The 18,806-nt window shown below is 48.3% G+C and carries 19 protein-coding genes and 1 tRNA gene; 8 read left to right on the plus strand and 12 right to left on the minus strand.

The features are described 5' to 3' along the window. Nucleotides 1-136: 136 nt before the first annotated feature. Both B0475_RS14475 and B0475_RS14480 read left to right on the plus strand, forming a co-directional pair. Complete coding sequence (locus tag B0475_RS14475; protein WP_157892989.1) at nucleotides 137-1,303, plus strand: hypothetical protein; 1,167 nt, start codon at nucleotides 137-139, stop codon at nucleotides 1,301-1,303. Further along, nucleotides 1,300-2,700 carry a hypothetical protein gene (locus B0475_RS14480; RefSeq protein ID WP_077412602.1) on the plus strand — a complete coding sequence of 467 codons (1,401 nt, stop codon included), beginning with the start codon at nucleotides 1,300-1,302 and terminating at the stop codon, nucleotides 2,698-2,700. The genes B0475_RS14475 and B0475_RS14480 overlap by 4 nt, the downstream gene beginning before the upstream one ends. A 20-nt stretch (nucleotides 2,701-2,720) precedes the next feature. Here B0475_RS14480 and B0475_RS14485 read toward each other — a convergent pair whose 3' ends face one another. The 4 genes from B0475_RS14485 to B0475_RS14500 are packed head-to-tail and all read right to left on the minus strand — an operon-like array spanning nucleotide 2,721 to nucleotide 6,607. Continuing rightward, nucleotides 2,721-4,430, minus strand: a complete 1,710-nt coding sequence (locus B0475_RS14485; protein ID WP_077412603.1) for a dipeptidyl-peptidase 3 family protein — start codon at nucleotides 4,428-4,430, stop codon at nucleotides 2,721-2,723. Next, nucleotides 4,420-5,583 (minus strand): glycosyltransferase, encoded by a 1,164-nt coding sequence (locus B0475_RS14490; protein ID WP_077412604.1) that lies wholly within the window; start codon nucleotides 5,581-5,583, stop codon nucleotides 4,420-4,422. The genes B0475_RS14485 and B0475_RS14490 overlap by 11 nt, the downstream gene beginning before the upstream one ends. Before the next feature lie 11 nt (nucleotides 5,584-5,594). Beyond that, nucleotides 5,595-5,930 carry a DUF2304 domain-containing protein gene (locus B0475_RS14495; protein ID WP_077412605.1) on the minus strand — a complete coding sequence of 112 codons (336 nt, stop codon included), beginning with the start codon at nucleotides 5,928-5,930 and terminating at the stop codon, nucleotides 5,595-5,597. Further along, nucleotides 5,927-6,607 (minus strand): glycosyltransferase family 2 protein, encoded by a 681-nt coding sequence (locus tag B0475_RS14500; protein WP_077412606.1) that lies wholly within the window; start codon nucleotides 6,605-6,607, stop codon nucleotides 5,927-5,929. Before B0475_RS14500 ends, B0475_RS14495 begins: the two co-directional genes overlap by 4 nt. 88 nt (nucleotides 6,608-6,695) lie before the next feature. Between B0475_RS14500 and B0475_RS14505 the strand changes: the two genes are divergently transcribed. The 5 genes from B0475_RS14505 to B0475_RS14525 all read left to right on the plus strand — a co-directional run bounded on the left by B0475_RS14505 (nucleotide 6,696) and on the right by B0475_RS14525 (nucleotide 10,316). Then, nucleotides 6,696-7,769 (plus strand): glycosyltransferase, encoded by a 1,074-nt coding sequence (locus B0475_RS14505; protein WP_077412607.1) that lies wholly within the window; start codon nucleotides 6,696-6,698, stop codon nucleotides 7,767-7,769. 61 nt (nucleotides 7,770-7,830) lie between these two features. Then, a complete protein-coding gene (locus B0475_RS14510; protein WP_157892990.1) occupies nucleotides 7,831-8,385 on the plus strand; it encodes an RNA polymerase sigma factor in 555 nt (184 codons plus the stop codon). Further along, on the plus strand, nucleotides 8,366-8,836 hold the full coding sequence (locus B0475_RS14515; protein ID WP_077412609.1) for a hypothetical protein: 471 nt from the start codon (nucleotides 8,366-8,368) through the stop codon (nucleotides 8,834-8,836). Before B0475_RS14510 ends, B0475_RS14515 begins: the two co-directional genes overlap by 20 nt. A gap of 15 nt (nucleotides 8,837-8,851) precedes the next feature. Beyond that, nucleotides 8,852-10,144, plus strand: a complete 1,293-nt coding sequence (locus B0475_RS14520) for a PDZ domain-containing protein (RefSeq protein WP_077412610.1) — start codon at nucleotides 8,852-8,854, stop codon at nucleotides 10,142-10,144. 97 nt (nucleotides 10,145-10,241) lie between these two features. Continuing rightward, nucleotides 10,242-10,316, plus strand: a tRNA-Val gene (locus B0475_RS14525). A 16-nt stretch (nucleotides 10,317-10,332) separates the two neighbouring features. On the opposite strand, the gene B0475_RS14530 is transcribed toward B0475_RS14525, so the two are convergent. Both B0475_RS14530 and B0475_RS14535 read right to left on the minus strand, forming a co-directional pair. Then, nucleotides 10,333-10,863: a DUF5655 domain-containing protein gene (locus tag B0475_RS14530; protein WP_077412611.1), complete on the minus strand. Its 531-nt coding sequence runs from the start codon at nucleotides 10,861-10,863 to the stop codon at nucleotides 10,333-10,335. A 38-nt stretch (nucleotides 10,864-10,901) separates the two neighbouring features. Beyond that, nucleotides 10,902-12,782 (minus strand): hypothetical protein, encoded by a 1,881-nt coding sequence (locus B0475_RS14535; RefSeq protein WP_157892991.1) that lies wholly within the window; start codon nucleotides 12,780-12,782, stop codon nucleotides 10,902-10,904. Between the two features lie 197 nt (nucleotides 12,783-12,979). Here B0475_RS14535 and B0475_RS14540 point away from each other — a divergent pair, with 197 nt between their 5' ends. Beyond that, on the plus strand, nucleotides 12,980-13,234 hold the full coding sequence (locus B0475_RS14540) for a ComEA family DNA-binding protein (protein ID WP_077412613.1): 255 nt from the start codon (nucleotides 12,980-12,982) through the stop codon (nucleotides 13,232-13,234). A gap of 30 nt (nucleotides 13,235-13,264) precedes the next feature. Here B0475_RS14540 and B0475_RS14545 read toward each other — a convergent pair whose 3' ends face one another. Genes B0475_RS14545 through pmbA form a run of 6 tightly spaced genes read right to left on the minus strand, consistent with a single transcriptional unit; the run spans nucleotide 13,265 to nucleotide 18,682 of the window. Next, nucleotides 13,265-13,618: a YhcB family protein gene (locus B0475_RS14545; protein WP_077412614.1), complete on the minus strand. Its 354-nt coding sequence runs from the start codon at nucleotides 13,616-13,618 to the stop codon at nucleotides 13,265-13,267. Between the two features lie 2 nt (nucleotides 13,619-13,620). After that, nucleotides 13,621-13,935, minus strand: a complete 315-nt coding sequence (locus B0475_RS14550; protein WP_077412615.1) for a DUF2288 family protein — start codon at nucleotides 13,933-13,935, stop codon at nucleotides 13,621-13,623. A 5-nt stretch (nucleotides 13,936-13,940) separates the two neighbouring features. After that, complete coding sequence (locus B0475_RS14555) at nucleotides 13,941-14,747, minus strand: tetratricopeptide repeat protein (protein WP_077412616.1); 807 nt, start codon at nucleotides 14,745-14,747, stop codon at nucleotides 13,941-13,943. Continuing rightward, a complete protein-coding gene (gene murD, locus B0475_RS14560) occupies nucleotides 14,735-16,033 on the minus strand; it encodes a UDP-N-acetylmuramoyl-L-alanine--D-glutamate ligase (RefSeq protein ID WP_077412617.1) in 1,299 nt (432 codons plus the stop codon). The genes B0475_RS14555 and murD overlap by 13 nt, the downstream gene beginning before the upstream one ends. Beyond that, a complete protein-coding gene (locus B0475_RS14565) occupies nucleotides 16,020-17,363 on the minus strand; it encodes a hypothetical protein (protein ID WP_077412618.1) in 1,344 nt (447 codons plus the stop codon). The genes murD and B0475_RS14565 overlap by 14 nt, the downstream gene beginning before the upstream one ends. Beyond that, nucleotides 17,363-18,682, minus strand: a complete 1,320-nt coding sequence (pmbA, locus tag B0475_RS14570; protein WP_077412619.1) for a metalloprotease PmbA — start codon at nucleotides 18,680-18,682, stop codon at nucleotides 17,363-17,365. The genes B0475_RS14565 and pmbA overlap by 1 nt, the downstream gene beginning before the upstream one ends. Between the last annotated feature and the right edge of the window lie 124 nt (nucleotides 18,683-18,806).

Consider the following 18,806-nt stretch of genomic DNA (forward strand, 5'->3'; position numbering starts at 1 on the left):
CAATTGCTTATTGACCCGAAAATGATCCTCCCGGGTGACTGAGACGATGGAAGAATTGGCCGGATGGTTTTTTTTCATTGGCAAAATCGATTACAATGCGGATCACTGATAACGATAAAAAATGGAGAGGGTCACTGTGAATTACAGGTTGGTTTTGTATTGGCTGCTGTCAATGCTGGCTCTGTTACTCTGCCTGTGGTTTCCTACAGAACAAAAAATCCCCCGTGACTTACCTCCCATCGACCTGGTTAAAAGTTTTGAGGTAGAACCCAGCTACCTGTATTTCCTCGACAACCAATTTCATGCTGTGGCAGGTAACCGGCTTGAAATCGGCTTGAAAAAAAAATACCTGAAAAATAAATTTCAACGCTACAACACACTGGTCATTAATGACCTGAACATCAGCCTGAACAAAGTCATCAGCCTGAACTGGACGTTGAATAAACAACGCCACAAAGTGCCACTGAACCTGACCAGGACATCGGTCAACCGCATTGACTTCAATACCCGCAAAGCCAAAGATATTAAAAACCTGCATTTACTGATTGAACACAACCCGGAAATGGGCATTCACAAAGATCCGCTTGATGAGGTTACATTCAGCTCGATGTATCTGAGCAATGGCCATCCTTCAGGTCAACCCGCTGTGGACTTCAGTGAATGGCTGGATTACTCCCCGGTGAAATTTAACTCCATCAACGGTTACACCAGCCCCGACAACACCCATTTGAAAAAGCTGATCTTGAAAGTCGGCACATGGTTATTGATCAGCGTGGTGCTCTATGTTTTGCTGGGCGTAAATGGCCAGCAGCTGATCGGTACCTTGCTGATCGGCTGGCTGTTGGTTTCCATACCATATTGGTATAACTTCCATCGTCAACAAAATCAATTACAGGAAGCATTCCCGGAAAACAGCTCCTACCTCAACGCCCTGGACCGCCAGGCCATGGACACCGCCAGGTCGATCACCAGCAAACTCGAAAGCCTGCCGGCATTTGATCCCAAACAACACAAACTGGTGATTTTCGGCCCCAATCAATTCATCTACCTCAGGTTGTTTTACCATTTGTCCGAGTATGATGTGGCGGTTCATAACACACTCAGAGATTTGAGTCAGACGTCTGCCAAAGCCATCTACGTGTTTTTTGCAGGATCAGGAAAACTGTGTCATCCGGCCATGGCCCATCAATGGACTTACATGACCTCTGATCAACTCAGCAATCAATCCTTTGACCGCATTGGCACGCCACCGGTTAAAGTAGTAACCATGGAAGCGGACTATTGTATGGTGATGACACGATGACGGTAATTTACGGCTTACTGTATGCCGCTTATTTTATGCTGCTGGGATCCGGAATGAGGGTTATGTTCAATTGGGTCAGCGGCCAACATGTATTGATTCATAAAAAAACCGAGTTTTTTGCTCAGTCTTTCTTTCAGGGTATTTTTTTGCATGTGGTGTTATTTAACATACTGCAGTTTTTCCCACTTGCTCACAGCTGGATATTAATACTCACCGGCAGTCTTGTGTCGGCCTGTCTGCTGGTGCTGATACTGGCTCAATACCACGGCAAGATGTTGCGGTTTCAGTCCATCGCTCCTACCAGGCTAAGCCTGTCACTGCTCGTGTTGGTAACCGCTGGCACCTGTCTGATTTACTGGAACGGCCGGTTGCTGCCCAACATTGCCTGGGATTCATGGATGATTTGGGAAGGTAAGGCCAAACAGTGGCTGGCTCAGGGATTGAATGTTGAGATCAGTCAGTGGCAGGAATGGATCGGCAATCCACAAGCAGTGTTTAATGTCTCAGCCCACTATCCCGATGGTATTTCGCTGCTCTATTTCCTGCCCAAGCTGATTTTCACTGACAGCAATCCAGTGGTGCATGTTTTGGCTTTGGTGGCATATGCCCTGACCACATTGCTGATGATCAGTCGCCTGGCAAAGTTCAATACCCCCGGTTACTTGCAGCTGGTGTTCGTGATGGTCATGTATTCCATTCCACTGATTAACAACCACCTGATGATTTTCGGCTATGCGGACATTTGGATGGCCATGTATGTCTTACTGATCATGCTCACATTGATGGATTACCAGGACGAAGGACACCAGGGAACAGGACTGACCATCATTGGTTACCTGTTGTTATTACCCATGCTTAAGCTGGAAGGTTGGGTATGGTTGGGGCTGTTTGTTTTGGCCCATCTGCTGGTGAAGGCTTATCGCAGCAGATTCCGGAGTCATTTGGCGGTTGTTGCCACAGTGGCCATCATCGTGATGATGATAACTGATGGTATTCATTTGTCGACCCCGCTGGGGCAGTTGATCATCAACAGTCAACAACTGGTGGTCTTTAACCTATTGAATACACCGTTAGAGTTCAGTGACATTTATGCCGCGTTGCTCACCGGCTTCTTCTGGCAGAATAACTGGTCATTCATTTGGCTGGGCCTGCCCTTTTTACTGGTTACATTTTTCACCCAAAATCAGAACCGGGCCAGTCAGGTCTCGCACGTGTTTATGTTACTGGCATTGCTGTGCTTTTTGTTTTTGTTTTTCTTCACCACCGCCAGTCAATGGGCCCGTGATTTGACGGCGCTGAACAGGGTGGTGTTGCAATTAACCCCGTGCTACTTATTTCTGCTGTTTAAAATGCTCAGTCAATTGCGTGGTGTGGCAGATCAACCCGACCCGGCGTAATACCGGATCGGGACAGTGATTCAGAATTTCAAGTATTTCATACCCTGTTCAAAAACCACATCAACCGGAATGCCCGCCTGATTAACCTTTTCCAGAGAGGCGGCCAGGGCTGGTGAAATCACCCCATCACTGGTAAACCAATCAGCCACAGCCGCATAGTCTCCATCTCCCTGGTGAGTGAGTATTTTTTGTGACAGTGAAGCAATGGCTTGCGACATTTTTTCCGCATCAACTGTGTATTGGCCGGTGGTTTCATTGAAACTGAAAGCCCCTTGCTCTGCAAAGTAATTGAATCGCAACAAATTAGCCACGCCATGAGCTGAGCTGGACCCAAACCGCACAGACCGAAAAATGCCTGCCATAAATGTGGTGTAATAATCCATCAGCTCACCTTCTTCCAGCTCTCCCATGGCATGTAGTTTTTCCACCATGTAAAGCCCAAGAATATCTGCCTTACCTTCTTCAATGGCTGAAGCATACTCTTTCAACGCCGTTCTGACAGTGCCTTGGTCGTTGATGGTGTTTTTGATGCCCAGGCCATGAGCCACTTCATGAAACATGGTGTTGGCAAAAAAAGCATTGAACGTGATGTGCTTTTGTTGTTCCGGAGCCACCAGCTCCCTGGCAATGGGAACCAGGATTTTTTCAAATTTTGCCTGCATGACATTTTTCAACTGTAATCTGCGGGTGCCTTTTTCAAGTTGTACGGTTTCATCATTGGGCAGGTTGATGGCTATTGTTTTGCTTCCCGCATTCGAGTGACCGGCATAAAATATCGCATCGTAAGCATTGAGATCAGAGTCAGTGCCCGGGGTTTCCGTTTTATAGGCATCTGCCACAGGCAGCTCTGCCTGCAATTGCGGCAGGAATGCGGCAAACTTGGCCAACCGCTCACTCCAAGCCAGGTCTTTGATCAATACATAAGCTTCATAGGCTGCCTTATAACCAAACAACTGGTCTTCATAGGTTTCAATTGGCCCTATCACCACATCAATGGCGTTGTTTTTCATGTCCATCCAGGCCAGGTCAGATGCCCTGAATTGATCATTTTGCAGGGCATTGGCCCGCAACTGCAGGTATTTTTTAAACCCTACATCTTCAGCCAGTTCAGCAGCTTCCAACAGCAAGTCAGCAGCTTGTTTAAGTGCTTTGGCATGCCTGACATGAAACGCTTCAGCCGCTAACTCACCCTGTTCATTTCGCACCACATAGGTGTAGAGGTCTTTCATTGCCTGTGTGCCATTGGCTTCAAAGTCAGCTTTATCCAGATCATGGGGATAAAAATTGGCACCCAGGGATTTATCGCCATAACCTGGCATGAAGGGTTGATCACCGTCAAGACGATCCCAGGGGCCGTAATTGATGTCTGCAAATGTCCTCAGACGCTGGTCCTTGATGCCGTCCAAAAAGGATTGTTTGGCACCAAAACTTTGCAGCCAGAATAACTGATCCATGATTTGAGCAGCCGCAATCAATTTCGGCAGCAACTGCCGCTGCTGTTCAGACAGGTGCGAAATATCTGCAGTCAACCTGAACGTCGCATACTTATTCAACAAGTCAGCATGGGGTTTGACCGGTTCGGGCTTCACCGGATCTTTTTGGTAATCCACTTGTTGCTCTGACTCACCAGGGCTTTGCTGGCTACCAGTCTGCTCAGGCTGTTCTGTCTGACAGGCCACCAGAAACAGGGCGGCCATTAACAACAGCCAGTGTGCTTGTTTAGTTTTCATGTTGTTCTCCAGTTAGAGTAATGGAATGATAGTTGTCTTCAATGCGTGATGCAATGTCATCGATGTGATAATCAAAGTGAGGGGGCAGGGCCTGTATGGCACTCAGGTCCCGATGAATGCCCTCCAGTTTCGCCAGCAGATCATCTTCATCATTGCTTTTGAAAGTGAATCCTTTGTTGTACTGGTTGGCCAGCCAACACATACCTGATCCAGGGGTGTCAGCCACCAGGATGATTTTATTGTGGTACATGGCCTCAAGTAACACCACCCCAAAAGATTCTGCCCGGTCATGAGATGCCAGACAAAAGACATCACACTGGGCAAACAGTTGATCAAGCTCATCCTGACTGACTCCACCTGTCAGGGTAACCCGCTGCTCCAAGCCATTGGCTGAGACCAGGTTCTTCAGCACATCGGCCAATGCCCCTGAACCCGCCAACAACAGATGGCCCGACGGATAATGTCGCATGGCTTTGATCAGCAATTGTTGATTTTTATATCGCGTCAGCCGGCCAAGGTGAAAGATACGCAACTTATCAGCTGGCCAGTAAGAATCAACCAATGCAGAACATTTTGTTTGGTTCTTTAATGAAGCCACATTGATGCCTAAAGGGATCACTTTGACTTTTTCATGATTGATCTTCAGCTGTGGAGAATGGTTGGCATAGTTGTCACTGCTGACCAACAACAGTGACGCCTGTCTGATCAATCGGTTTTCCAATGGTTTGAGTATCCGGTATAAACATTTCATCATCACCCCAGAATGCTCTGTCACCATGTCAGAATGCCAGCTGATGACCCAAGGTACCTGACGGGCCCGGCGGTGCCATGCCAAGGTCAACAAACTTGGGTTCGGGGTGTGTAGATGAAGCACATCAATTGATTCGTCTTTGAGAATCCGGCGGATCTGCTGGTTTAGTCCCAGCATCAAAGGGGTGTGTAACACGGGTCTTGAACATGCCAGTCTGATGACCTTTACCCCGTTCATCTCACTGTATTCGGTCTTGGATTTTAACCAACCCCACTGGTGGTTGTGCACCATCACTATGACTTCATGTCCTTGCCTGACTTGCGCTTCGGCCAGGTCTTTGAGGTAAGATTCCATACCGCCATGGAAAGGCGGATAATATTTGCCAAGGTGAAGTATTTTCATCAGAACGTCACTCAGTCCCGACGGTTGATTTTGTCCTCAAGCATGGCCAGTTTCTGAGTCAATCGTCTGATTTTTTGTTCTTTGCGGGTCAGTGCCATATCCATGGTCAGCATCCTCAACAGAATCATACTGATGGCCAGCACCATGATGAGACTGGGAGCATACGTCACTCCAAGACGGGCAGCCATCCAATCCATCAGCTGAGGAAAAATCGATAGAATTATGGCAACCGTGGCAACCGTAAGCCACCAGGTGGCGTACGGGCCATGCATTTTGCCTTTTCTGACCAGGTACAAAATGGTCAGCGACAGGAAAGCACCGATGATAAGGATCGTGATGTTGGTCATTTGGCTTGTTTGGCTCCGATGTTGGCTATGCACAAGGTGGTGGTGTGAACCATGTATTTCAACACCACCAGCCAGGAACTGAAAACTCGGGATTTACCGTCATTTCGCTGGTTCATTTTAACAGGAACTTCAACAATATTGAGCCCGGATTTCAACAACAACAACAAAACCCCAACATCCTGGTAATCAAGCATACTGGCGGGCCTCGCAGAGAGCACTTCAATGGCTTTGTGGTTATACAACCTGAATCCGGATGTCAGGTCTTCAATTTTGATGTGCGTCAATGATTTAAAAAACCACCAGGCCATTTTTTTCAAACGGCTCAGCCTGGAAGGAAACGTACCAATCACCACATCTGCTGCTGCCGAGCTGAATGTCTTAAACAACGCCTCAACTTCCAAAGGCAGATGCTGCCCGTCGGCATCCATGGTTATCACCGTGTCATACCCATGAAGCTGAGCATAGCGGATACCGGTCTGCGTGGCTCCCCAGGCACCCAATTGATTACTCAGTGACAAACACCTGATACCATGTTCTGCCACCACAACTGCGGTATCATCCTGGCTGAGGTCGTCGATAACCAACACGTCACAATGCACCGTTTCCCTGAGTACAGGGAGTAATTCACGAAGATTTTCTGCTTCATTAAAAGCAGGTATGACAATTAATGCCTTCACGTCATGTTAATGATTTAAAATAGGACACACGTTATAAACCATGTGCCTGTGATAGTGGTGATATTTTTCATTTTTTAAGTGTTCACTGATGCCTCATCAAATTCAAATCATCCATGACCTGTTTCAAATCAAAGGGGGTGGCGAACGCCTGGTCATGACCCTTTGTGAAGGCTTACCCGCTGATCTGCTCACCGCACACATCGGCGAACACACCTTTGACCTCACTCAATTACCTGGCAGGATCACTGACCTGGACGCACTCAGTGATATTCATGGGATCAAAACCTGGTCTCTGGCCAGGGCATTCCGCAGCCACCAGCCCAGCCACCAGCACCCCAAAATCATTTACAGCGGTGTGGCCAGCCCATTGGCCATAACACACCACAGACATGCCCGTAATGTGTTCTATTGCCACACCCCACCCCGCTTTATATATGACAAGCGGACAACCTTTGAACAAGCCATGAATCCCATAAAACGCTGGGCTTTTAAACGACTGATCAATTGGTTTCAACCACAATATGAACAAGCCGTCAGGCAAATGGATGTGCTGCTGACCAATTCTGAATATGTCCGGCAACGCATTCAAGGCGCCTTGCAACTTCAGGCGCAAGTGGTCTATCCACCCTGCGACACCAACCATTTCAAATGGCTCAGCCAGGGTGATTTCTACCTCTCGCTGGCACGACATGACTCTTTGAAACGGATCGACGCCATCATCCGCGCTTTTTTACGCATGCCGGATAAACAACTGGTGGTGGCTTCCGGCGGGGCAGAAACTGAACCCCTGAAGCAACTGGCAGGTAATGCCCCCAACATCCACTTCACCGGCTGGCTCAGTGAAACACAGTTGCTGAAACTGCTTGGACAGTGCCTGGCCACCATATACGTACCTTTGGATGAAGATTTTGGCATGACTCCGGTGGAATCCATGTCCGCAGGCAAGCCAGTCATCGCCGCTGACCATGGGGGCTTACTGGAAACCATGCTCGAAGGCGAAACCGGATACCTGGTGAGTAATGAAAACCTGGACGAACAAATCATGGCCGCTGTCCAGCGTTTGTCCGGCAAGCACGCCATGGCCATGCGCAGCGCCTGTGAAGCACGGGCCCAGGCTTTTTCACACACCACATTTCTGAAAAAAATCAAAGAATATCTGTGATCCTGCGACCCTTTGGTCCTAAACTCAGTCTATTGGGTATGTTAAATGGAAAAATTTGATTTTGACTTACTTTAACCAGACCATCGACGACCTGACCAAACAGCAGGTGCTGAAATCCAAACAGCGCGCCTGTCGTCAGGTGTATGATGCCTTTTCCACACCGGTGTTTAATCTGGCATTCAAAATGCTGCAAAACCGGCATGACGCTCAGGACGTGATGCAAAATGCATTCATCACGGCGTTCCAGAAAATGGCTCAATGGTCAGGGGATGTTGCCTTTGGATTCTGGTTACGCAGAATCGTGATCAATCAATGTCTCGATCTGATCAAAAAAAATCATCAGCAAATGACGATCGAATCACAGGATGCTGGAGCCAGTCATGAAGCCATGCACTACGACCACCAGCACGATGCCAATTACCTGCTCAGCCAGTTGCCTCCCATTTCAAGATCCATTTTGTGGCTCTATGAAGTGGAAGGGTTGACTCATCAGGAAATTGCCGATGTTTACCAAATGTCAGTCAGTTTTTCCAAATCTCAACTGGCCCGCAGCAAACAATTGCTGGGCCGTTGGTTACAAAATCAGGAGCATCAGCATGAACAAAGCCGATCATAAAGACCTCAACAAATGGCTGAACAACCAGCCTCAGGAAATTCCTCCAAGGGAGGCTTTTGACAACATCATGGACCAGGTCCACCAACGCAATCAATCACGCAGCTACCGTCTGCCGGTGTTGGCAGCGGCGGTGCTGGTTGGTCTGATGTTGTGGCTGATTCCCCGCAATGAACACGCGCAGTTACAACAGTTACAACTGCTCACCGAAAAAATATCCATGATTGAATACGTGGTCCGCAATGAAGTCATCAACCACTCTGCGCCAGGTTCACAATTACTGGAAAAAATGATTTCTATGGAAAACTGGCTGGACCAATTGGATGAAAACATCGCGCAAACCAATGACAACAGCCAAAAACTCGACTTGCTGCATGCCAAGCTCGAAATACTCGATGATCTGGTGGCTTTACACAAAAAGATGAAGCCCTCAGCCAACCAACAAGTGATTTAACAAATAGGTGAAAACATGAAACTAAAAACAGCATTACTGACCGGCTTAATGGGCTTTAGCTCTATGGGCCTGGCTGCAACCACCGATGAACAGGTCAACGTCAATGTCAATGTTGACAATGGCGAAGGTAAAATCGTCATCATACGCAATGTCAATGGCCAAACCAAAACCATTGAAGAGTCATTCGCCGCTGATGAACACACCGATGTTGATGCCCTGATTGATGACATACTGGCCGAACATGGCATTGAGCACCAGGGCCAGGAACGACATAAAGAGGTGACCAGTATATTCCATGAAGGCAATAAGGATATGGTCTGGGTTCAAAAGAACAATGATGTGACGGTTGATCTGCTCGATGGTCAAGCCAAAGTCATCATCAAAAAAGACCACAATGGTCAGGTTGAGGTGATCGAAGAATCCTTCGACATGACAGATGGTCAGGACATCAACGTACTGATTGATGAATTAATGGCTGAACATGGCATTGAAGCAGGCGATGCTGAAGTTCATCGCAAAGTCATCAAACTGGACCGTAAGTTCACCCAGGTAGACAGCAGCAAACCGCGTCTGGGTTTCATGGCCAACGTCAAAGACAATGGCTGGGAAATCGTTTCGGTTGTCCCTGGCAGCGGGGCAGATCAGGCCGGCTTACTGAAAGGCGACCTGATCACCAGTATTGACGGTCAAAGCACAGCCAAAGACGGACTGGGCCTGACCGAGTTCATCGCCAGAGAACACCAGGAAGGCAGCGTCAGTGATGTACAGGTATTGCGCAAAGGCAATGAATTGATCATGGGTGTAACCGCTCAGGTGATTGATTCACCTGATATCCTGATGACCCTGGAAGGCGATCACAAATGGCTTTCTTCATCTGGCAATGACTTTAAGTTCAGCAGCGGTGACCTGGATGGCATGTTTAAAGGCTTACATGTGGATGTTGAGCACCTGGATAAAATGGTTCAGGGCCTGGGAGATCATGACATCCGTGTGGTCACCACCGGTGATGCGGACGCCTATTTTTTCTCAGGCAGCAAGATGAACCAATGGCTGGGTAAAAACCACCACTTTTCCACGATCACCAAATCACTGGGCAAATACTTTGGCACCAGCGAAGGTGTACTGGTGCTGGAAGTTGATGGCAACAACAAACTGGGATTGAAAGATGGCGATGTGATCATGGCCATCAATGACCAGGACGTAAAAACCCCTAAAGACGTGGTGAAAATCATGTCAGGGTTCAAATCTGATGAATCGTTCACCATTGAAATCATCAGGGAAAAAGAAACCTTATATTTGGAATCTTGATGTTGCCAATGCAAGCGGTCTTTTGATAGAATACGCGCACTTTGAAGAACAAAGCCCATCACCGGGCTTTGTTTTTTGATACATCATCCAATGTAGTGGACGCGTAGCTCAGCGGGAGAGCACTTCGTTGACATCGAAGGGGTCACTGGTTCAATCCCAGTCGTGTCCACCAATTCTCAGATTAATCCTTATACCGAAGCTTCATAAGCTTGTTTAATCCAGGCCAGTAATTGTTCATCTACGTCTGCCAAATCGGTGATTTGCACACGATGTGTACACATGGTGCCGAATGGGCCTGAAACTTCCAATCGCTCAGTGGTCGGAACACCCTTCAATTTCAAGCCCAGATCAATGCGTTTTTTGGTGGCTGGCTTGATCAGCACAAACTGGTGTTTTCTGATGAAGCTGACCGCTGCTTTTTTGGGTGTTACAGTGATGTCATCACCCAGTGAGGCAACCTTTTCGGATAACAATTCATAGACCGGCCACAAAGCTTCTTTGCCACGGTATTGTTCCTGCAACAATGTTTCATCATCCGTGGATGCAGCATCTGATTGCCTGGCTTTGTGCGCCACAAAATTCGCAAAGCCATAAGTGAAGCCATGTTCAGTTTTCAAAAAAGCGATGATGGCCTGGTGTTTTTCATGGCCACTTTTTTTAACCACGTCGACCCAGTGTTTAATTGGTTTCCCGGTGTTTTTTAACAGCCCTTCTTCCATAGTGTCCTCCTTCGTTAATGATGATATGTTTTATTGAGTCATGGGTTGATGCCACCGATAAAATCCATCACCATGTCAACCGGCGCTGAGCGACCGTAATTTTGCCAAAGGGATTTCATGAAAGCCCCCCTTGATTGGTCAGCAGGGCCTTCTGTCCAGGTTCGGTCGCACATCTGATTTTCGGTTGGAAAAGCATAATTGGTGGCTTCTTTATCCAAAAAATCAATGTATTCTTTACTCGCAATCTGATATTTGAGGGTAGCCTCTACACTGAAGGGACCGGTTTGGCCACTCACCGGGACCAAATAGTTGGTGACATCATAATTCACCACTTCTCCCGGATGACCCGGGCGCGCCGGATAAGTAATACCCACTGGCATCATCTCAGGATCAGTTGCCGACCTGAAACCCAACGGTGGAATGCGGTTATCCTTGGCCACACAATCGTTGAGGGCAAAATGAAACATCTTGTCACCATCACCATCGGTGATTTCACAGGCCCCATCACCGCCATTGGCGGCTGGATTCCAGATACCCTGCAATGACTCATAAACCTTGACCTGGGCATCCTCAGTGAGCACCCCGGTCATTTCATCATAAGCCCCGCTTTCCCAAATGATTGCATTACTTGCGTCCCGCACCACAACCTGTAACCACATCCGCCTGCCCTCCGGGTAACCTGTGGGCAATTTGTGCCCGGTCAGGTTGGTCACTGTGATTGCCAGTGACAGCTCCTCTGAGGTCACGGAATTCACCGAGGCATCCAGTAGTGCGCTTTGATTTTGCAACATGTCCAGCGCATAGGACGTGGTCAGGTCAAAAGCGGTCAGCCGGCCAGTATCGCTGGCTTCAAGATCAGCGCCATACAAGCCTTTGAGCACTTGCGGAATCCAGCTGTTACCACCGGCAAACTGATGGGTAGGCAAATTACCCATTCTGCGGCCTTCACCCATACCATTGAGGTTATCAAACACACAAGCACGCGCTTCGATGCTTTCAGATTGCGGCATGTGACAGGTTTGACAATTCGCACCAGTCACCAGGGCCGGCAGGTCACTGCTTATGTCGCCCATACCGTCCCGGTATATTAAATCGGCAAAGTAAGAATTTTGCCATTCTGAATAGGTTCGCTCCACCGGCATGGCCAGACTGGTTGCAGTGCCATCACTTAACACCAGTGTTTTAAAGGGCTGGACCACACCATTTTGTTCATAATCCGGTGACGAGACATTGTGGCAGGAACCACAGAATTCTGCAGATTGAATGAAACTGGAATATTCCCATCCATGAAACGGGGTGGAACCGCCGTCATTGTAATCCTCAGCTGAATAAGGTCCTTTACGACAGGGAATGGAATCGGTGGGACAGGCCTCATCATCTATCCAGACACTGCCATTTTGAATGATCTGAGCTTCTCCACCGGGACCAGTCTGATCCATCCGGTGACAAAACTCACAGGTCACTCCATCAAAATCATTATGTTGACTGTGCACATCCGTGTAATCTGCAGCCAGCTCACAACCATTGACACCATCAACCGGTGGATCTCCTGGTGTAACAGGCTTGGCAACCCGGCCATTGTACCAACCCAAAGGGCTGTGACATTTCAAACAAAAATCCCCCACCCCTGGCAGGTCGTTGTTGGCCACATCCAGGGCAGCCCAAAACAAAGGATCCCTGGTGGCATTGGCTTTCATCGAGCCCACCCAGGTACTGTAAGGCATATTGATGGGGTCATCGGTGACGCTACCACCCTTGTGGCATCCGGAACAATTATTGGAGCCACCCATCGAATAAGCCAGTCCGGGTTGCGTCCCGTGAGGAGTGAATTCAATGGTGCCCGAACCGGCGTTCAGCACAAGGCTGCTGAACAACAGGAAAATCAGTATAGAACAACGGTACATAGTGGATATCTGCATAAATCAATCTGATTATAGGGGTATTTATGCAGAATTTCCTACTACCAAAAAAAATTCTTTACCCGCAATGGGCATTTCATTGAACCACTTCTCAGAAAACCCTGATTTTCCCAAACCAGGCAAACACCTAGACTGGAAACAGGTTGACGCTCATGAGGGCCTCAGCTGTATTCAATAAAACTAAAAGGAGAAACACCATGAATCATTTCAAAAAACTGATCTTACTTACCACCCTGATGGCACAAAGTGCCTGGGCTGCAGTCAATGTCAATCAGGCTGATGCAGCAACCATTGCGGCTGAGCTGAAAGGCATTGGTTTATCAAAAGCCACTGCGATTGTGGCTTACCGGGAGAAAAACGGCCCTTTCAAAACCAAAGAACAACTGACAGAAGTCAAAGGCATCGGTCTTAAAACCGTAGAAAAGAACCGCCAGGAAATCAAACTGAAGTAAGTTCACTCCCGCAAAGGCCCTGTTGCAAGATCACTCTTCAGCAGGGTTTTGGGGTGCCTCATCCTGGCTCTTCAGATACTTGATGGTCACTTCTCTTGATTTCCGGTTAATCAACTGATTCTTGATTTGCTCCTCGGTCATCAGCTGTTCTGCAGAATCGGACAAATGCTGAAATACTTCCTGATAGGAATGTGTGAGGTTATCGATCAGGTCAGCTGTTTTGGCAAAATGCTGTTCCACTTCCTGTTGGTAATTTTCCAATTGCTTTTCCACTGCCTTCGTTTGATTGTTATCCTGACCCTGACGCTGGAGCACGTACATGATGGTCATGCCTAACAACAAGCCGATGACACCAGCAGCCAATATATAAATCATCGTATCCATGGTTAACTCCGGTTGGGCTCCTGGACCAATACCCAAGGAGCAACGGTCACGGCCATTAATCTGGTTTGTTCAGCATGCCACTTACTGGCATGTTCATCGTGCGCCCGGACCAACTGTTGATTGTTCATCCATTGCTCTATGACCGAAACATCATCCCGGTGCATGGCCATGGCCACATCAATCAGATTCAAATCAGAACTCACCTCTATCAGTATGCCTTTGGCAAAATGTTTTTGCAATTCAAGAAAACTGATTTGAGCAGCTTCCCGTTCATAGTGTTCCCTGGTATTCAGGGTGTCGTCTTGTGTTTCAGTCATGGTCTTCAAAATTGAGGTTTTTCACGCCAAGGTTGGCGATTTACATAAGATTGCAACCGTCGGATGGCCCCCAAACACAGTTCATCATCCTGCTGAGTGTATTGTTTGGTGAGTTGACTCAACGATTCGCTGAACTGGTTTTCTTCGGCATCAAAATCCACCTGACAAAAATCTTCAACAATCCATGATTGCACTTCAATGGCTTCGTTGTATTCTGCAATTTCTGCAAACACCGCAGCTTTGGTATCCAGATAGGCCCAGGGAATGGGTTCAGATGAACCATAGAGGGTCTGTAGCTCAGCAAAAGTTTTCCAGGCAATCTGCCCGTTTCGGCATGACTTGTCTGGCAAGGTAGACAGCATCCAGGCATGGTCATTGAATGCCGCTTTGACATCTCTTAACTGGGCCTCCCTGAGTAAACCGTAAGCTTTTTGACAATCGAATACCTCGTTGTCTAATTCGTAAATAGGGTACAAGGAAAGGCGGTAATACGAGGCACCATGACCCTGCTCAGCTGCTTGCTGAAACCAGTTTCGTGCTTCATCATACAGCGACTCACTGAACAACAGTTTGCCCACTTCATACATCCCATGAACATAGCCCATCTCTGCTGACTTCAAAAACCACTCTTTGGCTTTGTCGAGGTTACGTTCAATGCCCATGGCACCATCGGCAAAAGCCGTGCCAATAAAAAATGCACTTTCTGCATGTCCGGCTTCAACCTGGCTGATCAGTGCATCAGGTATTTTGGTTTCTTCTGCCGTCAGAGCCGATAGCCAAAACACAGAAATCAGCAGCGTTATTTTACCCATTGTAAGAACATCCTTCCACGGTGTTGGTAATCATCAAAAGCATCAAAACTGGGCGCCCCGGGTGACAGCAACACCACATCACCTGAACGCACCATCTGCCTGGCCAATTTGACCGCATCCTGCAGATTTGGTTTATATATACATTGTGTTTTTATGCCATGATTCAAGATCACACGGGCAATTTTTTCACCATTTTCGCCACTGCAAATGATGGCCTTGGGTGGCCTGGGAGAAACCTCATGCACAAATTCATCCCAACTTAAACCACGGTCAAAACCACCCACCAACAAGACTGTTCGCTCAGGATTGGTGGTGCTCAATGCAGCAATGGTCGCCTTGGGCGTCGAAGCGATGCTGTCATCAATGTAGCTGACGCCTGCTGCCTGCCAGACGGTTTGCAACCGATGAGGCAGTGGTTGAAACTGTTTGATGGCGTTGAGTACCGGCATGATGTCCATCCCCAAACGACTCAGTATCTGACAGGCCGCAGCGGCATTGACCATGTTATGCCGGCCTTTCAATGCCCATCCGAAAGGGCTCATCAATGCTTTGTCCTGATACATCAGGTTGCCATCAAGCTCATAAAAACCGTGCTGGTCATTGAACCAGCTGACAGCAGCCGTAAGGGGACTTTGCTTGAGCCAGGCCAGACTATTGAGATCACGCGCATTGAGCACCACCTCATCAGCCTGTTCAAGCAAACGCCATTTATCGCGGTGATAAGTGGCTTCATCAAGGTGCCAGTTCAAGTGTTCACTATACAGGTTCAGCAACACCGCCAGATCAGCCTGTATACTGCCATCCTGTGACTGGTAACTGGAAGTTTCAAGAATCACAAATGCATCATCATCGAGACAGCTGATCAGTGGACGACCAAAATTTCCCGCCAGGACAACCCGGTGCCCCAGGCTGGTTAGCACGTGAGTTACCATGGCAGACACGGTGCTTTTTCCTTTGGTTCCGGTAATGGCCACCACCTGACCGTGACGCTCATTGGCAAACCACAGCGCTGAACTGCTCAATAACCGGCAACTGGCTTTGCTGGCCGGTGTTGTGTAAGGCGATATACCTGGAGACTTAATCACCACATCAAATTGGTTGAGCACATTGTTTGTCACCTCATCGGTGACATATTCCTGGTGATGCTGATCGGTTTCGTGTGGCTGACAGAGCACCACAAACGACCAACCCGGCAATCGCTGATGCAAGTATGCAGCTGTGGCTCGACCTTCCACCCCATAACCCCAAACGGCAACCCGTTGTTGTTTGAGTTCAGTCAACAGCATGTTTCAGGACCTCACGAAATCCGCGCCTGGCTGGAATCTGATGACGCTCACTGACTTGCATCAAAGCCTGCTGCCAATGTTCTGGGACGTTTCCAATTTGTATGAGCCAGTCGCGCACACGGGGATGAGCTTGCCAGTCCGGATGGCTGGCCAGTAAATGCATGGCAACCCGGCATTCCCTGGCCTCACCCACACATTCAAATGGTTTGATACCTGCCAAATCCAATAATGCAGCATACAATTCATTCAGCGCTTCATCTTCGAGCAAATTGCGTTGAAAAATACCCAATAACTCTTGTTGACTGATGAATGGAGCCAGGGCGAGAAACACAAAGGCACATTTGGGACAGGAGCCACACCAGTGATGTCCTTGGTTCTGAGAACCGGCCAGGTGGAAATTTCGATTACAGCTGGAGAACACTGGAAAATACCGGGGATATCGGGCAAATTGTTTCACAATTGCCAGCTCGGAAAATGGTCTGAGCAATGAGAAACACCGCAGATCAGACGCCAGGGATGTCTGCACAATGTTTTGCCAGCTGATTTCATAGGCAAATGATTTGGAATACTGATGATTCACCCACTGGCCATTCTCAGCCCGAAGGTTGCCCTCATCTGCAGATCGCTCATTGGAGAACACAACCGCATCAAAATCTCCGAGCAAGGCCGCCACCACCGCGACACAGCCATTGATCGCGGTAACCGGAACATGACCATTGTACGCGCCTTGATCATTGGCTTCACCAAGTCTGGGGTCCAGATACCGTTCAACCCGGTACAGGGGTTGACCTGTGGTTGCGGCCACTTCTTCAATAAAAGCAGATTGACCAACAACAAACAATTGAAACGATTCACCGACTGTTTTCAGGTGTTCAATACTCACCAGGGAATCTTTTCCACCACCGATGGCCACCAATGAACGCGGTGCCAACTCCAAAGAGCGGGCAAGCGGTTCGGCGAACTCGCCGTTGAAGCGAATATCACCCAGCCAACCCAATTGGTTGGTATGAGCCAGTTCAGCCAGCCCCGCCTGCCAGGTTTGTTCCAGCCAACGAGCCTGTGCCAGGTCAGGCCGGACTCCAGTGAAGTTGATTCGCCTGGCCAATGACGTTTTGTAGTAACTGACCCCAGCCATCCAGTGCAGGCAATCAATCGCCTTTTGCAGTTGTTGACCCAGGGCGTCAACCCGTTGCTGTGTTACTTGTGGAAAAATCAGCCGTTCAGTAAAGGGCCCAAATTGGGCATCCTGATAATGCAAGCACAGTTCACCACTGGCAACGTTAAACTGCCAGTCCTTGAATGTAAATGCCTGTGCAGCTGATGGCTTCATCAATCGCCGGCGATGGTCATTTCGCCAATTAACCAGGAACCAGTCGCGGTTTTGCTGCGACGGTCCACATCATCGCCCACCGCCTGCAGATCTCTGAACATCTGTTTCAGGTTGCCGGCTATGGTCAACTCAGATACCGGAAACTGAATTTCACCGTGCTCTACCCAAAACCCCGATGCACCACGGGAATAATCACCAGTCACCGGATTGACCCCCTGGCCCATCATTGAGGTGACCAGCAAGCCACGATCCATGGTTTTAATCAGGTCCTTCGCCAACGGTTGCTGGCTTTGCACTTCCAGGTTATGCGCTCCACCGGCATTCCCAGTAGTGGTCAGCCCCAATCTTCTGGCTGAATAAACCGATAACAAAAAACCATTCAACAAGCCCTGTTCGATGATGTGGCGCTGATGAGTTTGCACCCCATTACTGTCAAAATTCCGACTGGCAAATCCACCTGTGATAAAGGGGTCTTCATACAAGCTAAACCATTCTGGAAATAACTGGTTGTGCAAATCGTTTTTCAAAAAACTCGCTTCCTGATACAGCGAACTGCCACTGATTGCTGAAGTCATGTGACCGATCAAAGTCTTGGCACATGAAGGGTCGAATAACACCGGCGCCTTACAGGATTTAATTTTCCTGGAACCGGCCCTTTGCAGGGTCCTTTGAGCTGCTTTGATGCCAATCTGCTCAACCGCCTCAAGGTCCTGAATACGTCGTTTGGCATCCCACCAATATTCACGCTCCATCTGACCCTCATGTTCAGCGATGGCGACCACACTGGCAGACACATTACTGCCCCTTTTTTCTCCATAAAATCCATTGGAGTTGGCATATACTGAATAACCTTCACCCATTTGCACTGAGGCGTCATCGATGGTGATTTGGCGACCTTGCTGGTTGGCATAATCAACAGCTGCTGCTTCTGCTTTGAGCACCATTTCCATCAAATCATCAATGGGCTTGTGGTTGTCATACCAGGTTTCAAGCGCCCTGAATTCTTTGGCAAGTAATTCAGGATCGGCCAATCCTGCAGCTTCATCCGGTTCTGTCATTCCGGCAATTGCCAGCGCCTTTTCCATGGTCAGGTTGATGTTGTCCTGATTGACCACCGCTGTTGAAGCGGTACCTTTCGCATGATTTTTATAGACCGTGATCACCAAAGACTTATCCTGATTGTTTTCAATGGTCTCCACATCTGAGGCTCGACCGGTGACGGAAACGCCAGAGCCTTCTGAATAAATGACTTCCGCCTCAGTTGCACCTTGTGCGGCCAGTTGTTCGAGGATTTTTTCAACCAGTTTTTGTGTTGACATATGCGTATTTTCCGGAGCTTTGGGGTAATCTGAAATTCAGCAGACAGTTTACTTGATTTGATCCATAATGGGTATTGATGTCAGGTGATTGAGGCTGAATTTTTTTGCACTTCTGTAGCCATAT

Origin of the sequence: Marinicella sediminis, assembly GCF_002000055.1 — a bacterium.
Classification (GTDB): domain Bacteria; phylum Pseudomonadota; class Gammaproteobacteria; order Xanthomonadales; family Marinicellaceae; genus Marinicella; species Marinicella sediminis.

Coding starts and splice junctions, on each gene's coding strand:
- B0475_RS14535 (WP_157892991.1), bottom strand. CDS start 12,782: ATGCAGATATCCACTATGTACCGTTGTTCTATACTGATTTTCCTGTTG.
- B0475_RS14540 (WP_077412613.1), top strand. CDS start 12,980: ATGAATCATTTCAAAAAACTGATCTTACTTACCACCCTGATGGCACAA.
- B0475_RS14565 (WP_077412618.1), bottom strand. CDS start 17,363: ATGAAGCCATCAGCTGCACAGGCATTTACATTCAAGGACTGGCAGTTT.
- B0475_RS14550 (WP_077412615.1), bottom strand. CDS start 13,935: ATGACTGAAACACAAGACGACACCCTGAATACCAGGGAACACTATGAA.
- B0475_RS14485 (WP_077412603.1), bottom strand. CDS start 4,430: ATGAAAACTAAACAAGCACACTGGCTGTTGTTAATGGCCGCCCTGTTT.
- B0475_RS14545 (WP_077412614.1), bottom strand. CDS start 13,618: ATGGATACGATGATTTATATATTGGCTGCTGGTGTCATCGGCTTGTTG.
- B0475_RS14490 (WP_077412604.1), bottom strand. CDS start 5,583: ATGAAAATACTTCACCTTGGCAAATATTATCCGCCTTTCCATGGCGGT.
- pmbA (WP_077412619.1), bottom strand. CDS start 18,682: ATGTCAACACAAAAACTGGTTGAAAAAATCCTCGAACAACTGGCCGCA.
- murD (WP_077412617.1), bottom strand. CDS start 16,033: ATGCTGTTGACTGAACTCAAACAACAACGGGTTGCCGTTTGGGGTTAT.
- B0475_RS14480 (WP_077412602.1), top strand. CDS start 1,300: ATGACGGTAATTTACGGCTTACTGTATGCCGCTTATTTTATGCTGCTG.
- B0475_RS14505 (WP_077412607.1), top strand. CDS start 6,696: ATGCCTCATCAAATTCAAATCATCCATGACCTGTTTCAAATCAAAGGG.
- B0475_RS14520 (WP_077412610.1), top strand. CDS start 8,852: ATGAAACTAAAAACAGCATTACTGACCGGCTTAATGGGCTTTAGCTCT.
- B0475_RS14515 (WP_077412609.1), top strand. CDS start 8,366: ATGAACAAAGCCGATCATAAAGACCTCAACAAATGGCTGAACAACCAG.
- B0475_RS14495 (WP_077412605.1), bottom strand. CDS start 5,930: ATGACCAACATCACGATCCTTATCATCGGTGCTTTCCTGTCGCTGACC.
- B0475_RS14530 (WP_077412611.1), bottom strand. CDS start 10,863: ATGGAAGAAGGGCTGTTAAAAAACACCGGGAAACCAATTAAACACTGG.
- B0475_RS14555 (WP_077412616.1), bottom strand. CDS start 14,747: ATGGGTAAAATAACGCTGCTGATTTCTGTGTTTTGGCTATCGGCTCTG.